Annotated in this window: 18 protein-coding genes; 4 read left to right on the top strand and 14 right to left on the bottom strand. The window is 46.6% G+C overall.

What is annotated here, in order from left to right:
* Window positions 1-173: 173 nt before the first annotated feature.
* Together rpmF and FHS17_RS22925 are read right to left on the bottom strand one after the other, a co-directional pair.
* Window positions 174-347, bottom strand: coding sequence for a 50S ribosomal protein L32 (gene rpmF / locus FHS17_RS22920; RefSeq protein WP_167280790.1), 174 nt, complete (start codon window positions 345-347; stop codon window positions 174-176).
* Between the two features lie 39 nt (window positions 348-386).
* Entirely contained in the window at window positions 387-911 is a 525-nt protein-coding gene (locus FHS17_RS22925; protein ID WP_167280791.1) for a YceD family protein, read from the bottom strand.
* 162 nt (window positions 912-1,073) lie between these two features.
* Between FHS17_RS22925 and FHS17_RS22930 the strand changes: the two genes are divergently transcribed.
* Complete coding sequence (locus FHS17_RS22930) at window positions 1,074-2,321, top strand: nucleotidyltransferase (protein ID WP_167280792.1); 1,248 nt, start codon at window positions 1,074-1,076, stop codon at window positions 2,319-2,321.
* 6 nt (window positions 2,322-2,327) lie between these two features.
* Here FHS17_RS22930 and FHS17_RS22935 read toward each other — a convergent pair whose 3' ends face one another.
* Window positions 2,328-3,101, bottom strand: coding sequence for a S16 family serine protease (locus FHS17_RS22935; protein WP_167280793.1), 774 nt, complete (start codon window positions 3,099-3,101; stop codon window positions 2,328-2,330).
* A gap of 144 nt (window positions 3,102-3,245) precedes the next feature.
* Between FHS17_RS22935 and FHS17_RS22940 the strand changes: the two genes are divergently transcribed.
* Entirely contained in the window at window positions 3,246-4,448 is a 1,203-nt protein-coding gene (locus tag FHS17_RS22940; protein ID WP_167280794.1) for a nucleoside recognition domain-containing protein, read from the top strand.
* Here FHS17_RS22940 and coaD read toward each other — a convergent pair.
* The 5 genes from coaD to FHS17_RS22965 all read right to left on the bottom strand — a co-directional run bounded on the left by coaD (window position 4,445) and on the right by FHS17_RS22965 (window position 9,458).
* Entirely contained in the window at window positions 4,445-4,960 is a 516-nt protein-coding gene (gene coaD / locus FHS17_RS22945; protein WP_167280795.1) for a pantetheine-phosphate adenylyltransferase, read from the bottom strand. The genes FHS17_RS22940 and coaD overlap by 4 nt on opposite strands.
* Window positions 4,947-5,537 (bottom strand): 16S rRNA (guanine(966)-N(2))-methyltransferase RsmD, encoded by a 591-nt coding sequence (gene rsmD, locus FHS17_RS22950; protein ID WP_167280796.1) that lies wholly within the window; start codon window positions 5,535-5,537, stop codon window positions 4,947-4,949. The genes coaD and rsmD overlap by 14 nt, the downstream gene beginning before the upstream one ends.
* Window positions 5,538-5,947: 410 nt before the next feature.
* Window positions 5,948-6,952: a collagen-like protein gene (locus FHS17_RS22955; RefSeq protein ID WP_424992016.1), complete on the bottom strand. Its 1,005-nt coding sequence runs from the start codon at window positions 6,950-6,952 to the stop codon at window positions 5,948-5,950.
* Window positions 6,953-7,213: 261 nt separating this feature from the next.
* Window positions 7,214-7,483 carry a hypothetical protein gene (locus tag FHS17_RS22960; protein WP_243865499.1) on the bottom strand — a complete coding sequence of 90 codons (270 nt, stop codon included), beginning with the start codon at window positions 7,481-7,483 and terminating at the stop codon, window positions 7,214-7,216.
* Between the two features lie 253 nt (window positions 7,484-7,736).
* Window positions 7,737-9,458: a hypothetical protein gene (locus FHS17_RS22965; RefSeq protein ID WP_167280798.1), complete on the bottom strand. Its 1,722-nt coding sequence runs from the start codon at window positions 9,456-9,458 to the stop codon at window positions 7,737-7,739.
* 160 nt (window positions 9,459-9,618) lie between these two features.
* Between FHS17_RS22965 and FHS17_RS22970 the strand changes: the two genes are divergently transcribed.
* Both FHS17_RS22970 and FHS17_RS22975 read left to right on the top strand, forming a co-directional pair.
* On the top strand, window positions 9,619-10,146 hold the full coding sequence (locus tag FHS17_RS22970; protein ID WP_167280799.1) for a CcdC protein domain-containing protein: 528 nt from the start codon (window positions 9,619-9,621) through the stop codon (window positions 10,144-10,146).
* A gap of 94 nt (window positions 10,147-10,240) precedes the next feature.
* Window positions 10,241-10,579, top strand: a complete 339-nt coding sequence (locus FHS17_RS22975) for a L,D-transpeptidase (RefSeq protein ID WP_167280800.1) — start codon at window positions 10,241-10,243, stop codon at window positions 10,577-10,579.
* Between the two features lie 20 nt (window positions 10,580-10,599).
* On the opposite strand, the gene FHS17_RS22980 is transcribed toward FHS17_RS22975, so the two are convergent.
* The 6 genes from FHS17_RS22980 to FHS17_RS23005 all read right to left on the bottom strand — a co-directional run bounded on the left by FHS17_RS22980 (window position 10,600) and on the right by FHS17_RS23005 (window position 15,252).
* Complete coding sequence (locus tag FHS17_RS22980; protein WP_167280801.1) at window positions 10,600-11,385, bottom strand: glucosaminidase domain-containing protein; 786 nt, start codon at window positions 11,383-11,385, stop codon at window positions 10,600-10,602.
* A 137-nt stretch (window positions 11,386-11,522) separates the two neighbouring features.
* Window positions 11,523-12,326, bottom strand: a complete 804-nt coding sequence (locus tag FHS17_RS22985) for a TatD family hydrolase (RefSeq protein ID WP_167280802.1) — start codon at window positions 12,324-12,326, stop codon at window positions 11,523-11,525.
* Complete coding sequence (locus FHS17_RS22990) at window positions 12,323-13,093, bottom strand: ABC transporter ATP-binding protein (RefSeq protein WP_208420514.1); 771 nt, start codon at window positions 13,091-13,093, stop codon at window positions 12,323-12,325. The genes FHS17_RS22985 and FHS17_RS22990 overlap by 4 nt, the downstream gene beginning before the upstream one ends.
* On the bottom strand, window positions 13,090-13,872 hold the full coding sequence (locus FHS17_RS22995; RefSeq protein ID WP_167280803.1) for an ABC transporter permease: 783 nt from the start codon (window positions 13,870-13,872) through the stop codon (window positions 13,090-13,092). The genes FHS17_RS22990 and FHS17_RS22995 overlap by 4 nt, the downstream gene beginning before the upstream one ends.
* Window positions 13,862-14,164: a thiamine-binding protein gene (locus tag FHS17_RS23000; protein ID WP_167280804.1), complete on the bottom strand. Its 303-nt coding sequence runs from the start codon at window positions 14,162-14,164 to the stop codon at window positions 13,862-13,864. The genes FHS17_RS22995 and FHS17_RS23000 overlap by 11 nt, the downstream gene beginning before the upstream one ends.
* 50 nt (window positions 14,165-14,214) lie before the next feature.
* Window positions 14,215-15,252, bottom strand: coding sequence for an ABC transporter substrate-binding protein (locus tag FHS17_RS23005; protein WP_167280805.1), 1,038 nt, complete (start codon window positions 15,250-15,252; stop codon window positions 14,215-14,217).
* Window positions 15,253-15,264: the final 12 nt, after the last annotated feature.

The following is a 15,264-nucleotide window of genomic DNA, read 5'->3' on the forward strand; positions in this document are numbered from 1 at the left end:
CGATCTCCGGCACCACCTTAACAGTATTGTAACCCATGTCTGATTTTACTCGAATGATGGCTGATATTATAACCTGGTACTAATTAAGTATATAAAAAAAAGCTTATACAGGCAATGGACATAAAAAAATAGCACCTCATCGTAATGAAGTGCTATTGTGGGAAAACCTGAGATTATTGGGAGATAACCTCTTTTGTTTTGTAATATCCGCACACTTTGCATACGTGGTGGCCCAGTTTAAGCTCTCCACATTGCTCGCATTTTACCATACCTGGTACTGCCAGTTTGAAATGCGTACGACGTTTGTCGCGGCGAGTTTTGGACGTTCTTCTTTGTGGTACTGCCATTGTTTCCCACCTCCTTCATAAAATCAATCGGACATTTCATTATTGTTCGTCTTTGAATAAATCCTTGAGCACTGCCATACGTGGATCAATTCGATCTGTATTGCAGCTGCATTTTTGTTCATTTAAGTTCTGTCCACAATTCTGGCACAGCCCTTTACAATCATTACTGCATAACGGAGCGAACGGCATGAACAACTGAAGCACTTCTTCCACATAAGACTTCAAATCCAGCCTGTCCCCTGATACCGCAATAATGTCGTCATCCTCGTCCTGTTCAATTTCTTCCCCGTCCTCAACGGCCGCTGGCTTAAACTGATCATAGACAGGAATTTTCGAATGAAGCTTCACTGGGTCAAGACAACGCGAGCAAGCGAGCTCCCAATCAATGGTCAATTCGCCTTCGACAGTAATCGAGCCTTCATTGCCTGTCACCTGAAGCGACACATGAAGCGGACCGGTACTGACGACATCTAATCTGTCCTTAAATAAATCGGACACATCCAGATTCTCATCAATGTTTGCCTTGATACCTTTGGACATCGTTTCTTGTACATGAAACTGCATGAGATCACCCCAAACAAACAAAAATTATTATATCTATTAACGAGAGGTTTTGTCAACATTTTCACGCTGTTTTTCATCTTTTCTCCCGTATCGTCATGAATAAAACAGCGGCCCTGTGCTATGATGGAACATATATCCAACGAAAAGCAAGGAGATGTCTCAGTGCGCACAGTAGGACTAATTGTTGAGTATAACCCATTTCACAACGGTCATCAATATCATTTACGAGAATCGGTCAAAATAGCACAAGCCGACACCGTTGTTGCCGTCATGAGCGGGCATTTTCTGCAGCGAGGCGAACCGGCTGTTATGGATAAATGGGCACGGACGGAAGCCGCACTACGCGGCGGCTGCGATCTTGTCATTGAACTGCCCACTGCCTATGCTACTCAAGCAGCAGAATGGTTCGCCTATGGCGCTGTCTCACTACTTGAAGCTACAGGCGTCGTGGACGCGTTCTGCTTCGGTACAGAGAGCGGCGAGATCGAAGCTCTGCAACAGGCTGCGCGGTTAATCGCCCATGAGCCTCCAGAATTCCAACAACTGCTGCGTGAGGCCTTGGAGGGCGGCATCAGTTATCCGAGCGCATACAGCACGGCAGTTGCATCCTATCTAACTTCTATCGGCAATCATGAAGCAGCAGCCTTCCCTTATGCGCAGCCCAACCATACATTAGGACTCCATTACCTTATTGCACTGGAACGGATCAAAGGCACGATGGAGCCGCACACCATTCGCCGAGAGAAATCGGAATACGGCCAAACAACAGTCACAGATCATGCCATTGCCAGTGCAACAGCAATTCGTAAACTACTGCTTGAAGGCGGCGAGCTTGGCGGCTGCCGCTCTCTTGTTCCCGCTACGACTTATGAAGTGATGGAACGGGAATGGGCAGCAGGAAGAAGTCCTGTAAGCTGGGCGAACTTTGTTCAGCCGCTCATTCATACTGCCGTTACGCAGACACCTGAACAGCTCTCAGGTTATCGCGAGATCATGGAAGGGCTGGAGCATCGTTTTCTTAATACACTGCCAAAGCTCGATCAGATTGGCTTCGAACCTCTTCTAGAAGCTTTAAAGACCAAACGTTATACCAGAACCAAGCTGCAGCGAGCTCTTCTTTCTATTCTGCTCCATCATAAGAAAGAAGATTTTACAGCTGAGAAGCTGGCAGCCGGGGTTGAATATATTCGGGTGCTGGGCTTTACAGCGAAAGGACAACAGCTGCTGCGCCGGATGCGGTCTGAGGCCACACTGCCTGTCCTCTTAAGCGCTGCAAGGTCTCCTGTGCAGTCACGGTACCTCGAGCTTGATACACAGGCTACAGCAGCTTATATGCTGGCACAGCCTGGTCACACATCCGCAGCTGCGATGTTTCGAGATTTTACGGACAAGCCGATTATAATTGATTAATAATAGCTAGTTTGCAGCTTCTTCAATCGCGGTTATTGCGGTTTCCAGCGAGGTGACAGGTACAACCTTCATCTCGCTGTGAAGTTCTTTCGCTTTAGCCGCTGCTTCTGCGTAATTTGCTTCCGGTGCCAGGAACAGTTGCGCACCAGCTTCGTGAGCCGCTACGACTTTATATGTAATCCCCCCAATTCCCCCTACTCTTCCATCGGCAGTAATCGTACCGGTCCCTGCAATTCGAAGCCCATCCGTCAAATCTTTATCTAATAATAGATTAAGAGATTGCAGCGTAAACATCAGACCGGCTGAAGGACCACCGATATCTTCGGCTTTTATTGTAATTTGATTGGATGGATTGGTTGGGTGAACTAACTCCGTACTAGTTGTATAAGGTATCCCTGCATAAATATAAGCCGCTTCGATCGCAGAGTTCTGTGAAGCAAGCATATCGAGAGCCATTAGATCAAGATAGTCTTTCTCCGACTTCCCTTTCATCACCGAATCTTTGCTGTAAACAACAAAATCTTTCTTCCATGCTGCTTCAATGACCTGCCAATACTTTGCATCCGTCAGCTTGATCGTGGTTAATAAAAAGGCTCCACGCTCCCTCGCTTCAGTCGAATGTGATGCTGATGCCTCACCCGTGCCAAGCTGCACAAGCGGCTCTGTCTCGAAAGCAAGGCCAGGTTCATAGATAACTAGTGGAGTTGGCGCATAAATAACAACCCATAACATCACTGCAATGAGAACAACACCAAGTGCTTGCCTTGTCCTTCCGCTCAATCGAAACCCCTTAATGGCATATCCCCTCCTTGATGGACAATGGTCTATCCATTTCACTAAGCGCGTACAATGAAAAAGACCCCAGTTTGTCCGAATAATCCCCTCACTTAATGAAAAATCCGCCTTAATGGAGTTGATAAATAAATGGCACGCACAATTCTTTATGCGGCGATCTCCATTCTGCTAGTCGCTGCAATCATTCGTCAGCCGGATGAGGCCTTTCAAGCTTCTCTGCAAGGGCTGACCATTTGGTGGAACATTGTTTTCCCAGGCCTTTTGCCGTTCCTAGTGCTATTCGAGCTTATCGCGGCCTTTGGTCTCATTCATGGCTTTGGTGTACTCCTTAAACCAATCATGCGAGGGCTGTTCAAACTGCCGGGAGAAGCCGCACTGCCTCTCTTGCTAGGGTGGTTGTCCGGGCATCAAGCCGGTGCAGAAGCAACGGCAGCTTTACGTCGCGATAATCTTATAACAAGAAGCGAAGGGCAAAGACTGCTTGCCCTTTCTCATATGCCGAACCCACTCTTTATGCTGGTTGTCATTGGAGCAGGCTTCCTGCATCGCCCCGAACTTGGCCTGTTTATCGCCATTATCGTATGGTTGTCTGCCCTATGCACAGCATTATGGATTTCCCTATTTGGTGAACGCCGAGCTAAAAGCTTGAGTAAGGATCAAAAGACAAGCATGCTCGACATTGCAGCTGACGCAATTGTGACAAGCCGTGACCGTGATGGACGCAGCTTCGGCAAGGCTCTTGGAGACGCAGTGTCATTTGGTGTACAGAAGCTTCTTATCGTTGGCGGCTTCATGATCTTCGCCGCCGTGGTAGCCAGATTGGCCCTGCCGCTTATCGTTCATGCTTTGCCAAATGGGATCGCAGAGCTGTTATTGCCTGCTTTACTAGAAAGCCATATCGGCGCATACGCAGCTGCTGTATGGCAAGGTCCAGGCGTAAGCACCGCAGTAAGTGCCGCCGCCATTGCTGCCGTGCTTGCTTGGAGCGGTATAAGCGCTCTGCTTCAAGCTGGTTATGCCATTACAGGCACCGACTTAAAGCTGATGCCGCTTATTTGGGTCAAGCTCCTTCACACCATACACGCTGCCGTATTAGCCCTCCTTTTGTGGAAACCAGTCCAGACTGTAATAACATTGCTGCCTAGTCAGTTAACAGATGCAACAGAAGCTATGCTGCAGGATGGTGTCACCTGGAGTCGCCCGTCCAACGCATACGAGGCCGTCACCGCACTTGGCCTCCCATCGATCTGGCCGTATACGCTGACGGCCGCGGCCGTACTTGCTATTATGTTCGCTGCAATACGAGTTATCTCGCCTCGAGGTAAACGCTAGTTCTTTGCTTGCTTCTCTTTATATTTTTCAACCAGACGATGCTCGATTGGAGGAGGAACAAGCACAGATATCGATCCGCCAAACATTGCGATTTCCTTCACGATACTGGAGCTAAGATATGAGAATTTTGGATTCGTCATCATGAAGATTGTTTCAATCTCGTCATCCAGCAATTGATTAGTCGACGCAAGCGTTAGCTCATATTCAAAGTCCGTAACCGAACGGATCCCACGTACGATCGTATTCGCCTTGCGAGATTTCATGAACCGAACCAGCAGATCACGGAAGCTGTCGATCGACACATTCGGAATATCGCTTGTTATCTCCTGCAGCATCTCTTTACGCTCATCTACAGTGAACATTGGACTTTTACTCGTGTTGTTTAGCACCGCGACAATTAAGTGATCGAACTGCTTCGCCGAACGGCGGATGATATCAAGATGACCTAATGTTGGCGGATCAAAGCTCCCTGGATATACAGCTACACGGCTGCTATGCTCATTCATTTGCATCGGTAATTCCTCCATCTGCGCTGCTAGGCGAATAACGGTATAGAGTCACAGCCGTATCGCCATATTTTTGTTTTCTCAGTAAGGTAAAATGTTCAATATGATCCGGATATTCATGACCAGCATCATGTTCTACAACAATCGTTGCCCCATCTTCCAGCAAAGATCGCTGCGCCATATCTACGATAAGCTCGTCCATATGTATTAAGCGGTAAGGCGGGTCGAGAAATACGATCGAAAAGGCAATGCCGCGCTTTTCCAACAGCTTAATAGCCCGCTCCGCATCGTTACGATAAATCTCCGCATGTCTTCCCATTCCTGCCGCTTCGGTATTTAATTTGATAATATCGATACTTATTTTTTCTCGGTCGATAAAGATCGTCCGCTCGATGCCTCTGCTCCAAGCTTCTATACCGAGTCCGCCGGTGCCTGCGAATAAATCAAGCGCTAGTCCACCGTCGAAAAACGGTCCAATCATACTAAATATCGCTTCCTTCACCTTATCGGTCGTAGGTCGCGTATTCATACCTGGTACCGCCTTTAGCGTGCGGCCTTTTGCCGCTCCCGCAATGACTCTCACTGCATATTGCTCCCTTCCTCTACTGTCGATGCCTATCGTACCACACTTTCCCTTGGATTATAAAGGCACCTGAAAGCTGCTTGTGAAGGGGCAATAATTATTTTTTACCGCAAAATGTATAATCCCCCACAAAGCGGACAAAATAAAATCATCGGCGTCGGAAGATGCCGTAGACAACCGCGGAGAAGACTTACGTTTCCCCATAAGCTCTTCGTCCGGTTTCTCCTCTCCCATGAAAGGACGCTCAGAAATGAGCGTCCGATTTTTTTGTATAAACCTTTATTTATAAGGCTTCTTACAAACCAAACAAGCGATTTCAAATTAGTTGTCCACCGATTGTCCACCAAATTTCAAAAAGCGCACCAGCTTGTATCGTAGGAGCAAAAAATCCCGTATAAAGTTTTTACTCTCTATGCGATCTGCATAATAACAAGATGTGCGGAATCAGACCTGGTTCCTCCAGCTAATGGAGTGATTGTAAGTGCCGTGGAATTACCTGCAGGATTTCGAACTGTGAGTACTGAATTAATGACTGTTGTTTGTACAAGCGCCATTCCTACTATCTGAGAAGTTCCTGTTGCACGTCCGACAACCGTATAAGCTAAGTCAGCGCCATTTAGTGTTAAGAGTAATTGACCTGCTTCATTTGCATTTACCTGAAACAAAACCTGATATGTGCCAATTGCAGCCAGGTTAAATGAGCTCGCATTTATACGGGTTATCGCAGTCCCACTAATTGGACCATCTTGCGGAAAACTTACGTCCGTATTGGGAGCAACAGTTGCTGCATTATCAGGAGGCATCAAGGCAAAGAAATCTGCAAAGCCTATTACTCCACCTGCCGGCCCTACAGGTCCCGCTGGACCAGCTGGTCCAGTTGCTCCTGTTAGACCCGTCACTCCAGCTGCGCCAATTGCTCCTGCAAGGCCCGCCAATCCTTGGGGTCCAAGCGCGCCAATCGCTCCTGCAAGGCCTGCTGCTCCTTGGGGTCCAAGTGCTCCTGCAAGTCCTTCAGGTCCTAGTGAACCGATCGCTCCTACAAGGCCTGCTACTCCTTGGGGTCCAAGTGCTCCTGCTAATCCTTCAGGTCCTAGTGAACCGATCGCTCCTACAAGGCCTGCTACTCCTTGGGGTCCAAGTGCTCCTGCTAATCCTTCAGGTCCAAGTGCGCCGATTGCTCCCACAAGTCCTGTTAATCCTTGGGGTCCAAGTGCTCCAGCAAGTCCTTGAGGCCCCGCCTCTACAATTGCTTCAGCAAGTCCACTTAAAAATTGCTGTCCGCTAAGCGGGGGACACTTTATACAAATATGCTTTTTATGCGGATGACGTTTCTTTTTCTTTCCTTTTGGATGGCATACAATAATGGGTTTCCTTTTGCACCGTTTTTTTGTATCGGGACAACTCAACCATGACACCTCCTATAAAGATTGTACAGTGTACGTGAGTTGTTTTTCTTCAGCATGGACTAATAGCTAACTATTGGCTAGACTAGAAACTATTTATAGAAAAATGGGTTAATGATAGGGAGGTTCATTTGTAAGTAACCTGTCCGTTACTTCAACAAAAATGGCAACTGACCATCTGGATCAGCTGCCATTTTTGTTGTTCTCAACTAACGCTTCCCGATAGTTCAACAAGTTAATCCTGTCTAAAAGGTCTAATTGGTGCGAAATAAGCTAGTAATTTGGGTGTTTGCGAAGTTCCTTTATATTCAGTTTAACCGAAAGTGAAGTTCCATCCGTACAAGCAGCCATTCCGACCACTTGTCCCTTATATAAAGCCATATAAAATTGGTCCAAAACGAATATATGAACGAACGCTGCAGCAATTCTTTTCGGATCCTTCGAGAAGTACCCAAGCCACTGTGTGAATCCCTCAGCGAATATTTCAGATATTCCTCGCCTCACATCAAATTCAGCTTGATCTGCTCTAACCACGTTAATCATGACATGGTCACTTCCTTTCCTTCAATAAAAACCACGTGGGTTATTACATTCATCTCCAGTTATCGAAAACTGCCCGTTCGTATTATGAGGTCACCAGATCTTTCTGGTCGACCTCTTTTTTGTATGGTCGTAAGATAGCGGTAGCCGGGGGTCCAACGTTTCTGCCCGTGGGACTTGGATCCCGAGAGCTATTAAGTTCATCCCCCCCTACTTGTTCAACCATGGTTAGGCTGGTTGGGACTTTGATCCCGTATCACATGCGATAGTGTGGAAGCTTAGCCACACTTGGAATCGTATAAAAAGCTCTCAACCCATTTGCGTTCACATACCACACGACTTGATTCTTAATAACAATAGGCTGACTATCAGACAACAGAAAATGATCAAGACTCTGAATTTCCCCCATCACATTGCCTTTCCCGTCTATATATACATATTTCAATCCGGATGGATTGCCTTCTTTAGTAAACTCCTGCCACATGACCATCAATTTGTCATCATTAATCTTGACCAGCTTTGGTATGGATGCGAACAACTCACTAGCAGTATAAGAGGCGAGCTTTACTGTTTTTACAGCGCTGGCTTGCATATTGTTCCGGGGAAGAAGTGTCAGAATGATATCTCTGCGATCCACAGGTAAACCTTTCATTTCGTATGACGTGTATTCAATCACCTTAGAATGATCGATCGTGTTCATAGCGGTAATATAATTGGAGGCAGACATCTCAAATCCGCCAATCGAAACCCCTGTCGTATTAGCACCTATGGCACCAGGAATTTTAAACAAATCCGTTTCTTCATAAGATGTCCCGTTCCCTTTATGTAAGACAATCGAGCGCGGGTAGGCGTCCCCATGGTCCAGAAGAACTTGTTCATTACCATCAAAAAGTACATATTGATCAAATGAATGACTAACGTGATTGCTTTGGAAGCGTCCAAGATTATTGATTACCTGCATCTTAGATGTATCAACAATAATGGTCAGCTGGGATTGATGATTTAACCCATCCTCTGTCGTATACCTTTCGCGGGAAGTGTGAAACACTAGCGTATCACCGTTTTCGGCCATTCTTCCAGCGGCAGCATTGAACGGAACCGTGGTAAAGCTCTCTCCACCTTTTACAGATACACTATCTATCCGATTAAAGCTCTTATCATAACGAACGATACGGATAACTTCCTTATTATCGTTTTCTTCATGGTTTTCTTGACCATAGGCGATATAATAACCTTTTGCACCGCTATAAAATCCACCGAATAACGGAAGCTCGTTATCGAACCTTTTTTGAGCAACAAGACGATATTGACTGTCATACGTTTCAACGGTGACTTTATTTTCTTTCTCTTCAATAACGCTGACTGTACCGTCATCATTAGGAGTAAGGTAAGATTTTATCGTTTCTTTCCATCTCGGATACCTAGATGAAACGGTATTGTCAGAGAAAGCAAATGCCGTTGTTACTCGATAGGAGTTGTCTGCTAGATTCGAAAACAGCTGTATCTCGTTCTCCACTCCGTTGAAGCTGACTTCAAAAGGGATTAACTTACCTAAATCTCTTAATTTGAAATAATTGCTTCCTTCCTTATTGTAAGCCTGAATAGGTACGGCTTTCCCGTCTACAAACAGCGTGGAGTCTGTCGGCTTGACCATGTAGTTCATATTAGATTGGAAAAATGGATCGTCATCAACTTTTGTAACGGAATATGATTTGCCCGTATGTATTTCCACCGCATTGTGCTCGCTGCTCCAGCTAACATCGAACTGACTAGGTGTACCTGAGAAAGCAGCGGCTAGATCACGAAGCTTGAAATAATTGCTCCCTTGAATCGTAAGGCCATCCAACTGGATAGGCTCTCCATTTAACTTGATCGAACTAATCAAACCCGTAGCTTTCATATAACTGTCAGCGGCATAAGTCGTTGTACCTGTAAAAGCTAAACATAAAACAAGAAATAAACTAACTATCTTCCTCACCTTAATACCCCCGATTAGATAAATCTTGTTTTCCAAATTTAACTATTCTATTTTTGCTACTAAAATCCTGTAATGTTACTCTATTTCCCCACTGCAAATTACACTAGTTTTGGTATATAGTTACATTACCAATTATTAGTTAGGAGGTTCATATACGGTTATGGATAACATCGGAAGCTATTTAATCCCCCTGCTTATCATCCTGTTCGTGATGTACAGACGCTTCAAACGGACAATTGGCTTTCAGCCTTTCCAGCCTCGCAGGTTGAGATTTCGAATTGGTCTTTTTAGTGTAATTGGAGTTCTTTTGCTTGCTACCGGGTATTCTCATCCAGCCATTTACCTATCCGATGCGTTAGGCATCGCCTGCGGTGCTGTCATTGCCTATTTTGCTATTAAACACAGTCGATTCGAGCTTCGTGACAACTCGCTATTTTATCGGACACATATCGGCATTGAGACGTTAGTGGTCCTATTATTCATCGGACGGGTTGCATTCAGGATTGTCGACATGGTCGGAAATGGCGGTCCAGTTGCTGTCAATCCTGCCATGACCAGTGATACTGCCGAGCTTCAGCATTACACGAATGATCCACTGACAGCGATCACTTTCTTCCTCTTGGTTGCCTACTACATAGGGTATTATACTTTTATTATTCGTCGGAGCGAGCAGCAAGTAATTGCTTGATTCCGTCAGTCAGCCATCAACCCACACCTCACCTACGTTGTGTGACATATGATACTCAGGGACGTACAAACCTCAGCAAGGGGTGAGCTTGGGCATGCCTGTGTATCGTATTATTGTCGATTTGTCGGACCGAATGCTTCATTTACTGGATGGAAATATCGTTGTACACTCCTACCCTGTTGGGATTGGACGAATGGTTACTCAAACACCAACCGGCGAATATAAGATTATTAATAAACAAGAGAATCCGGGCGGACCATTTGGCGTGTTATGGATGGGACTGTCCAAGCCGCATTACGGCATTCATGGAACCAATGATCCTTCCTCAATCGGAGGATACGTCTCCCATGGCTGTATAAGGATGTATAACGAAGATGTTCTCGCCTTATCCCCTCTAACGCCCGTTGGAACAAGAGTCACGATCCGGCCATGAAAAAAAGCGGCAATCTCCTCTTACGGGAGATCTGCCGCTTTTAACGTGACAGTCTGGGTGGCCTGCTCCCAAACGGCCTTTTTATTCAATACTGCAGCAAGATCCCTCACCGCTACATATCCTGTCGAGATATCCAATCGCGAATCAAGCTCCTGTCCGTTGACCGTTACCTTTCCTTTCTGCCAGTCAATAACGTCACCTAATGATTCACCTAGCGCCCGAGCAGCAACCCAGGTTGTCCCTGCATCATAATAACCAACAGCGATGACAAGTCCGTCCATAAGAATAGGAATTGTTGTCGAAGCTTTAAACATCGTGGTAGAGGCAGCTGAGGCAAAAGCATTGTCGTATTGCTTCAGTGAATATTGGTTGATCAGAGCAATTAATTTATTCGGGTAAGATGGATCTGTCGCATACTGGCTTACATAAAGCATATTGGCTTGCTGCTCTGGGGTAACAGCTGCCCGGACACGGAGATAACGGGAGGTTGCGAAGAGCAGATCTTGATCTTTCATAAAATGATACACGCTGCTATAAGCTCGGAAAGCTGCATTCATGCTTACATTCCTGCCATCAACAACCTCCCAGGTTCCTCTCACAACCGCATCTCCATGCCAGTAAGCATTGGGTTTGCCGCTGCCTACTTTAATTCCCCCTAGGTTATACCAAGGATGAACTACACCGCCTGTCTCCAGAATACATTGCGCAATCCGAAGAGATGGGAAAATCGTAGAACCCTCGCGCCTTACCTGCCATACCGTCGGGACAATTGCCGCTATAAATTGCGATCTTGTTAATGGTGTCATTCCTTTCTCCTCCTCTCCTAGCAAACAAAATACGGAATATACTAGTTTATGGAAGCACATTCCAGCGTGTAACGGCCTGCCACCAACTTGATGCAAAAAACTCCGTTAAGCCTAGGGTTGGCCTAACGGAGCGAATATTACAGCTTATAAAATTCTCGCGTATTATGTAACAGCTGCTCACGGACAATTTGTTCCGGAAGCTGTTTGATTGCTGCAATCTGAGCACATACATCATGAACAAATTCTGGCGTTGTAGCTCTTCCTTCATAAGGACCTTCGAACGGCCAAGGGCCATCTGTCTCCACCATCATTTGTTCTAACGGATAACGCTCTACCAGCTCTCTAATCTCATCCTCATACGCGACATCAGGTGTAATGGAGATATAATAACCGGAACGAATCATCCGCTCAACCGTTGCCGTATCTCCCTTAAACCAATGGAAATGGACCCGCTTCACCTGATGACGTTCCATGATGTCACAAGCTTTTGCTCCATCCTCATATACCGCATGCAAAACAATTGGCCGATCCAGCTCAGCCGCAAGTGCCGCAAAGCGATCCAGCAATACCAGATAAGGCTCTTCGTCGAAAGCCACTTCATCTGCTTCAGCAGTAGTACGGGAATAATACGGCAGGCCTACTTCACCGATTGCAAAAGATTCTCCTTCAGCATGCATCTCCCGAATCCAGGCAACCAGCTTATGCACTTCATCTTCTGATAGAATGGGCTGCTCTGGGTGAAAACCATACGCAGGATGTACCTTGCCGGGAAATTGCTTCGCAAGCCTTTCGTTCTCCTTACATGAGGTCAAATTCATCGACACCGCAATGACAGCTTCAATCCCCGCTTCAAATGCCCGTTGTAACATCGGAGCCCTGTCCACTTCTTCGTAGTGATCAAGATGAATATGGGCATCTATCGCCCGATAATGATTCCTCATTTCACTACCGCCTCCCCCTGATGTAGCAGCTCCTGAATCCGCTCCTTCAGCTCATTAAACTGCGGTTCTTTCCATAGCTGCGCCGGTCGTGGTCTGGCAAAAGGAACTTTTATTTCTTCTACAATCGTTGCTGGTGCAGCAGACAATACTAGAATACGATCCGATAACAACAGGGCTTCTTCAATGCTATGTGTCACGAATAGAACCGATCTTCTGTTCTCCTCCCACATCGCCATCAGCCACTGCTGCATCTGCTGTCTGGTCAGGGCATCCAGCGCGCCAAACGGCTCATCGAGCAGCATCAGAGGCTGTGGAGAGAGCAGAGCCCGCAGAAAAGATACACGCTGCTGCATGCCTCCAGACAATACATGCGGGTAAGCATCCGTATACTCCTGCAGGCCAATACGCTCCAGCCACTCCCGTGCCATTTTGACTGATTGCTTCTTCTCTATACCAGCAACTTGAACAGCAAGCTCAATATTGGCACTTACCGATCGCCAAGGCATTAAGGATGCTTGCTGTGGCATATACGAGATATGCCCGCGGCTGCCTGTCGTCTCTTTGCCACCGATCCATACTTCACCGGCTGTAGGCTTCTCAAGACCGCCAATCAATTGGAACAGTGTTGTCTTTCCACTGCCGGAAGGGCCAATAAGGGAGACGAACTCATTCTCTCCAACCGTTAAAGATATTCCATCCAATACGGTTTTCTTACCAGAATCAAATGCCTTTCGAATCCCCTTCAGCTCCAAAGCTGGAATTGTCATCCCTTCCTCTCTCCTTTCACCGGCCGCCACCTGATAACAAGCTTCTCCACCGCAGCCACAGCACCATATAGAACAAGACTGAGCAGCACGATCAGCAATACTGCAGCAAATACTCTTGCCGGCTCATAGCCTTTTGAGGATAGGATCATATAATGACCAAGTCCTTTATCTGCCCCAAGCCATTCGGCTACAATAGCGCTAAGAACAGCATACGACGCAGCGATTTTGAGTCCGGAAAATAAATGAGTAACCGCATTTGGCAGCTCTAACCGCAGGAATACTGTCCAATTACCCGCTCCTATCATACGCAAATAATTACGCAGCCCAAGATCCGTATCCTTAAAGCCGTTCAGCATAGCAACGGAGACAGGGAAGAAACAGACAATCCAGACCAGAATAAGCTTTGGCAGCACACCGTAACCAAGCCAGATTGTCAGAATCGGGCCGATCGCAATGACCGGCACATTCTGTGATACAACTAGCAGAGGATAAACGGCTCTTCGTACGAACGGAATAAGATGTAGGACAGCAGCAAGTATAAAGCCGGCCAGCGCACCGCCGGCAAATCCAATCAAAGCAAGCTGTACGGTTGCCGAAGCGTTATCTATTAGACGCGGCCAGCTGTCTATTATTTCTTTCCATATCGATAGTGGTGAAGGCAGCTGCCATTCCGGCACAAGTCCACCATTCACTGATAATTGCCAAACTGCAAGCAGGATGATGACTAATGCAGCAGAAGGCCAAATCGCTTTCAAGCTGCTCCAGCCTTTATTGCCCATCTGGATATTTCTCCAACAATCTTCCCATGGAAGCCCCGTTTGCCGGGTTGAAATAAATTTTCACCTGCGAGATTACCGAAGGGCAGCCCATCTCTGTCATTGCTTCATTCATCTTTTCTACAACCTGAAGCAAATTTGACAGTTCCCCTTCCATCGTCGTCTCTAGTGGTGCAACGCGATAGGGAACGCCGGAAGCTTTAATAATTTCAATTGCACGATCAACAAAAGGAATGACACTTTCCCCGTTAGGTGTAGTTGGTAAGATTTGAATGCTTACAAGCGCATTAGCCATGAATAGCTCCCCTTTTCCCTATTATCGTCCTGATTTCTCCTGCACTAACCTTAAGCCTTCGGCAAAAAGTCGTTCGTGAATGCTTTATCTGCATCAAGCTCCTGCTCGAGCAGCTTATGGTCGAACATCCATTGTGAGTAATTAACCCATACTTCCTTCTTCTGAATTCCCCATTGCGATGCATCATCCGTATATTTCGGGCTCAGCCACTTCTGGCTGGCACGAACTAAGTCTGCGTTCAAATCCGGCTCTGCTTTAATGAGAACTTCAGCAGCATCTTCAGGATGATCAATAGCATATTGATAACCTTGAGCAGCACCTGCAACAAATGCTTTTACAATTTCCGGTTTCTCTGCAATCATCTTCTCGCTTGTCTCAAGCAATGGTGTATAGTAATCCAGCTTGTCACTGTAATCGGTCAAATAAACCATGTTCAGCTTCTCGCCGCGAAGTTCTGCCTCCACGCCTGTCCAAGCATAATAAATCCATGCGAAATCAATATCCCGCTTCACCGCCGTGAAGAAATCAGTATCGCCAATGCTTAACATCTTAACCTTGGACACATCCGCATTCTCTTCCTGCATAAGCGAGCCAATAACGGCTTCTTCTACCGGTGCTCCCCAGCCGCCGTACGTTTTACCTTCGAACTTCTTCGGCGAGTCGATGCCCTTCGCTTGCGGCGAAGCAAAGCCGGATGTATTATGCTGGATAACCGCTGCAACCGATACAAGCGGCAGCCCGGCAATCCGCGCCATCGTTAACGATTCCTGATAGCCGACGCCAAATTCCGCTCCACCTGCTGCGACCATTTTATCCGCACCATCTTGGCCTGGTTGAATGATCTCAACATCAAGTCCTTGTTCTTTGAAATAACCCTTATCCCGTGCTACATAGAGGCCAGTATGATTCGTGTTAGGTGTCCAATCCAGAACGACCTTCACTTTCGTCAATGGCTGCTCACTTGCTGCCTTATCCGTTTCATTATTGTTCTTGTTGGATCCACAGCCTGCCAGCATAATAACAACAGCCAGCATGGAAGATAAGGCAACGATCCCCCTCGACTTTTTACTGCGATTACTTGTTTCCATCTTGCTCTCCCT

This window comes from Paenibacillus lupini, assembly GCF_011761355.1.
GTDB classification, from domain to species: Bacteria; Bacillota; Bacilli; order Paenibacillales; family Paenibacillaceae; genus Pristimantibacillus; species Pristimantibacillus lupini.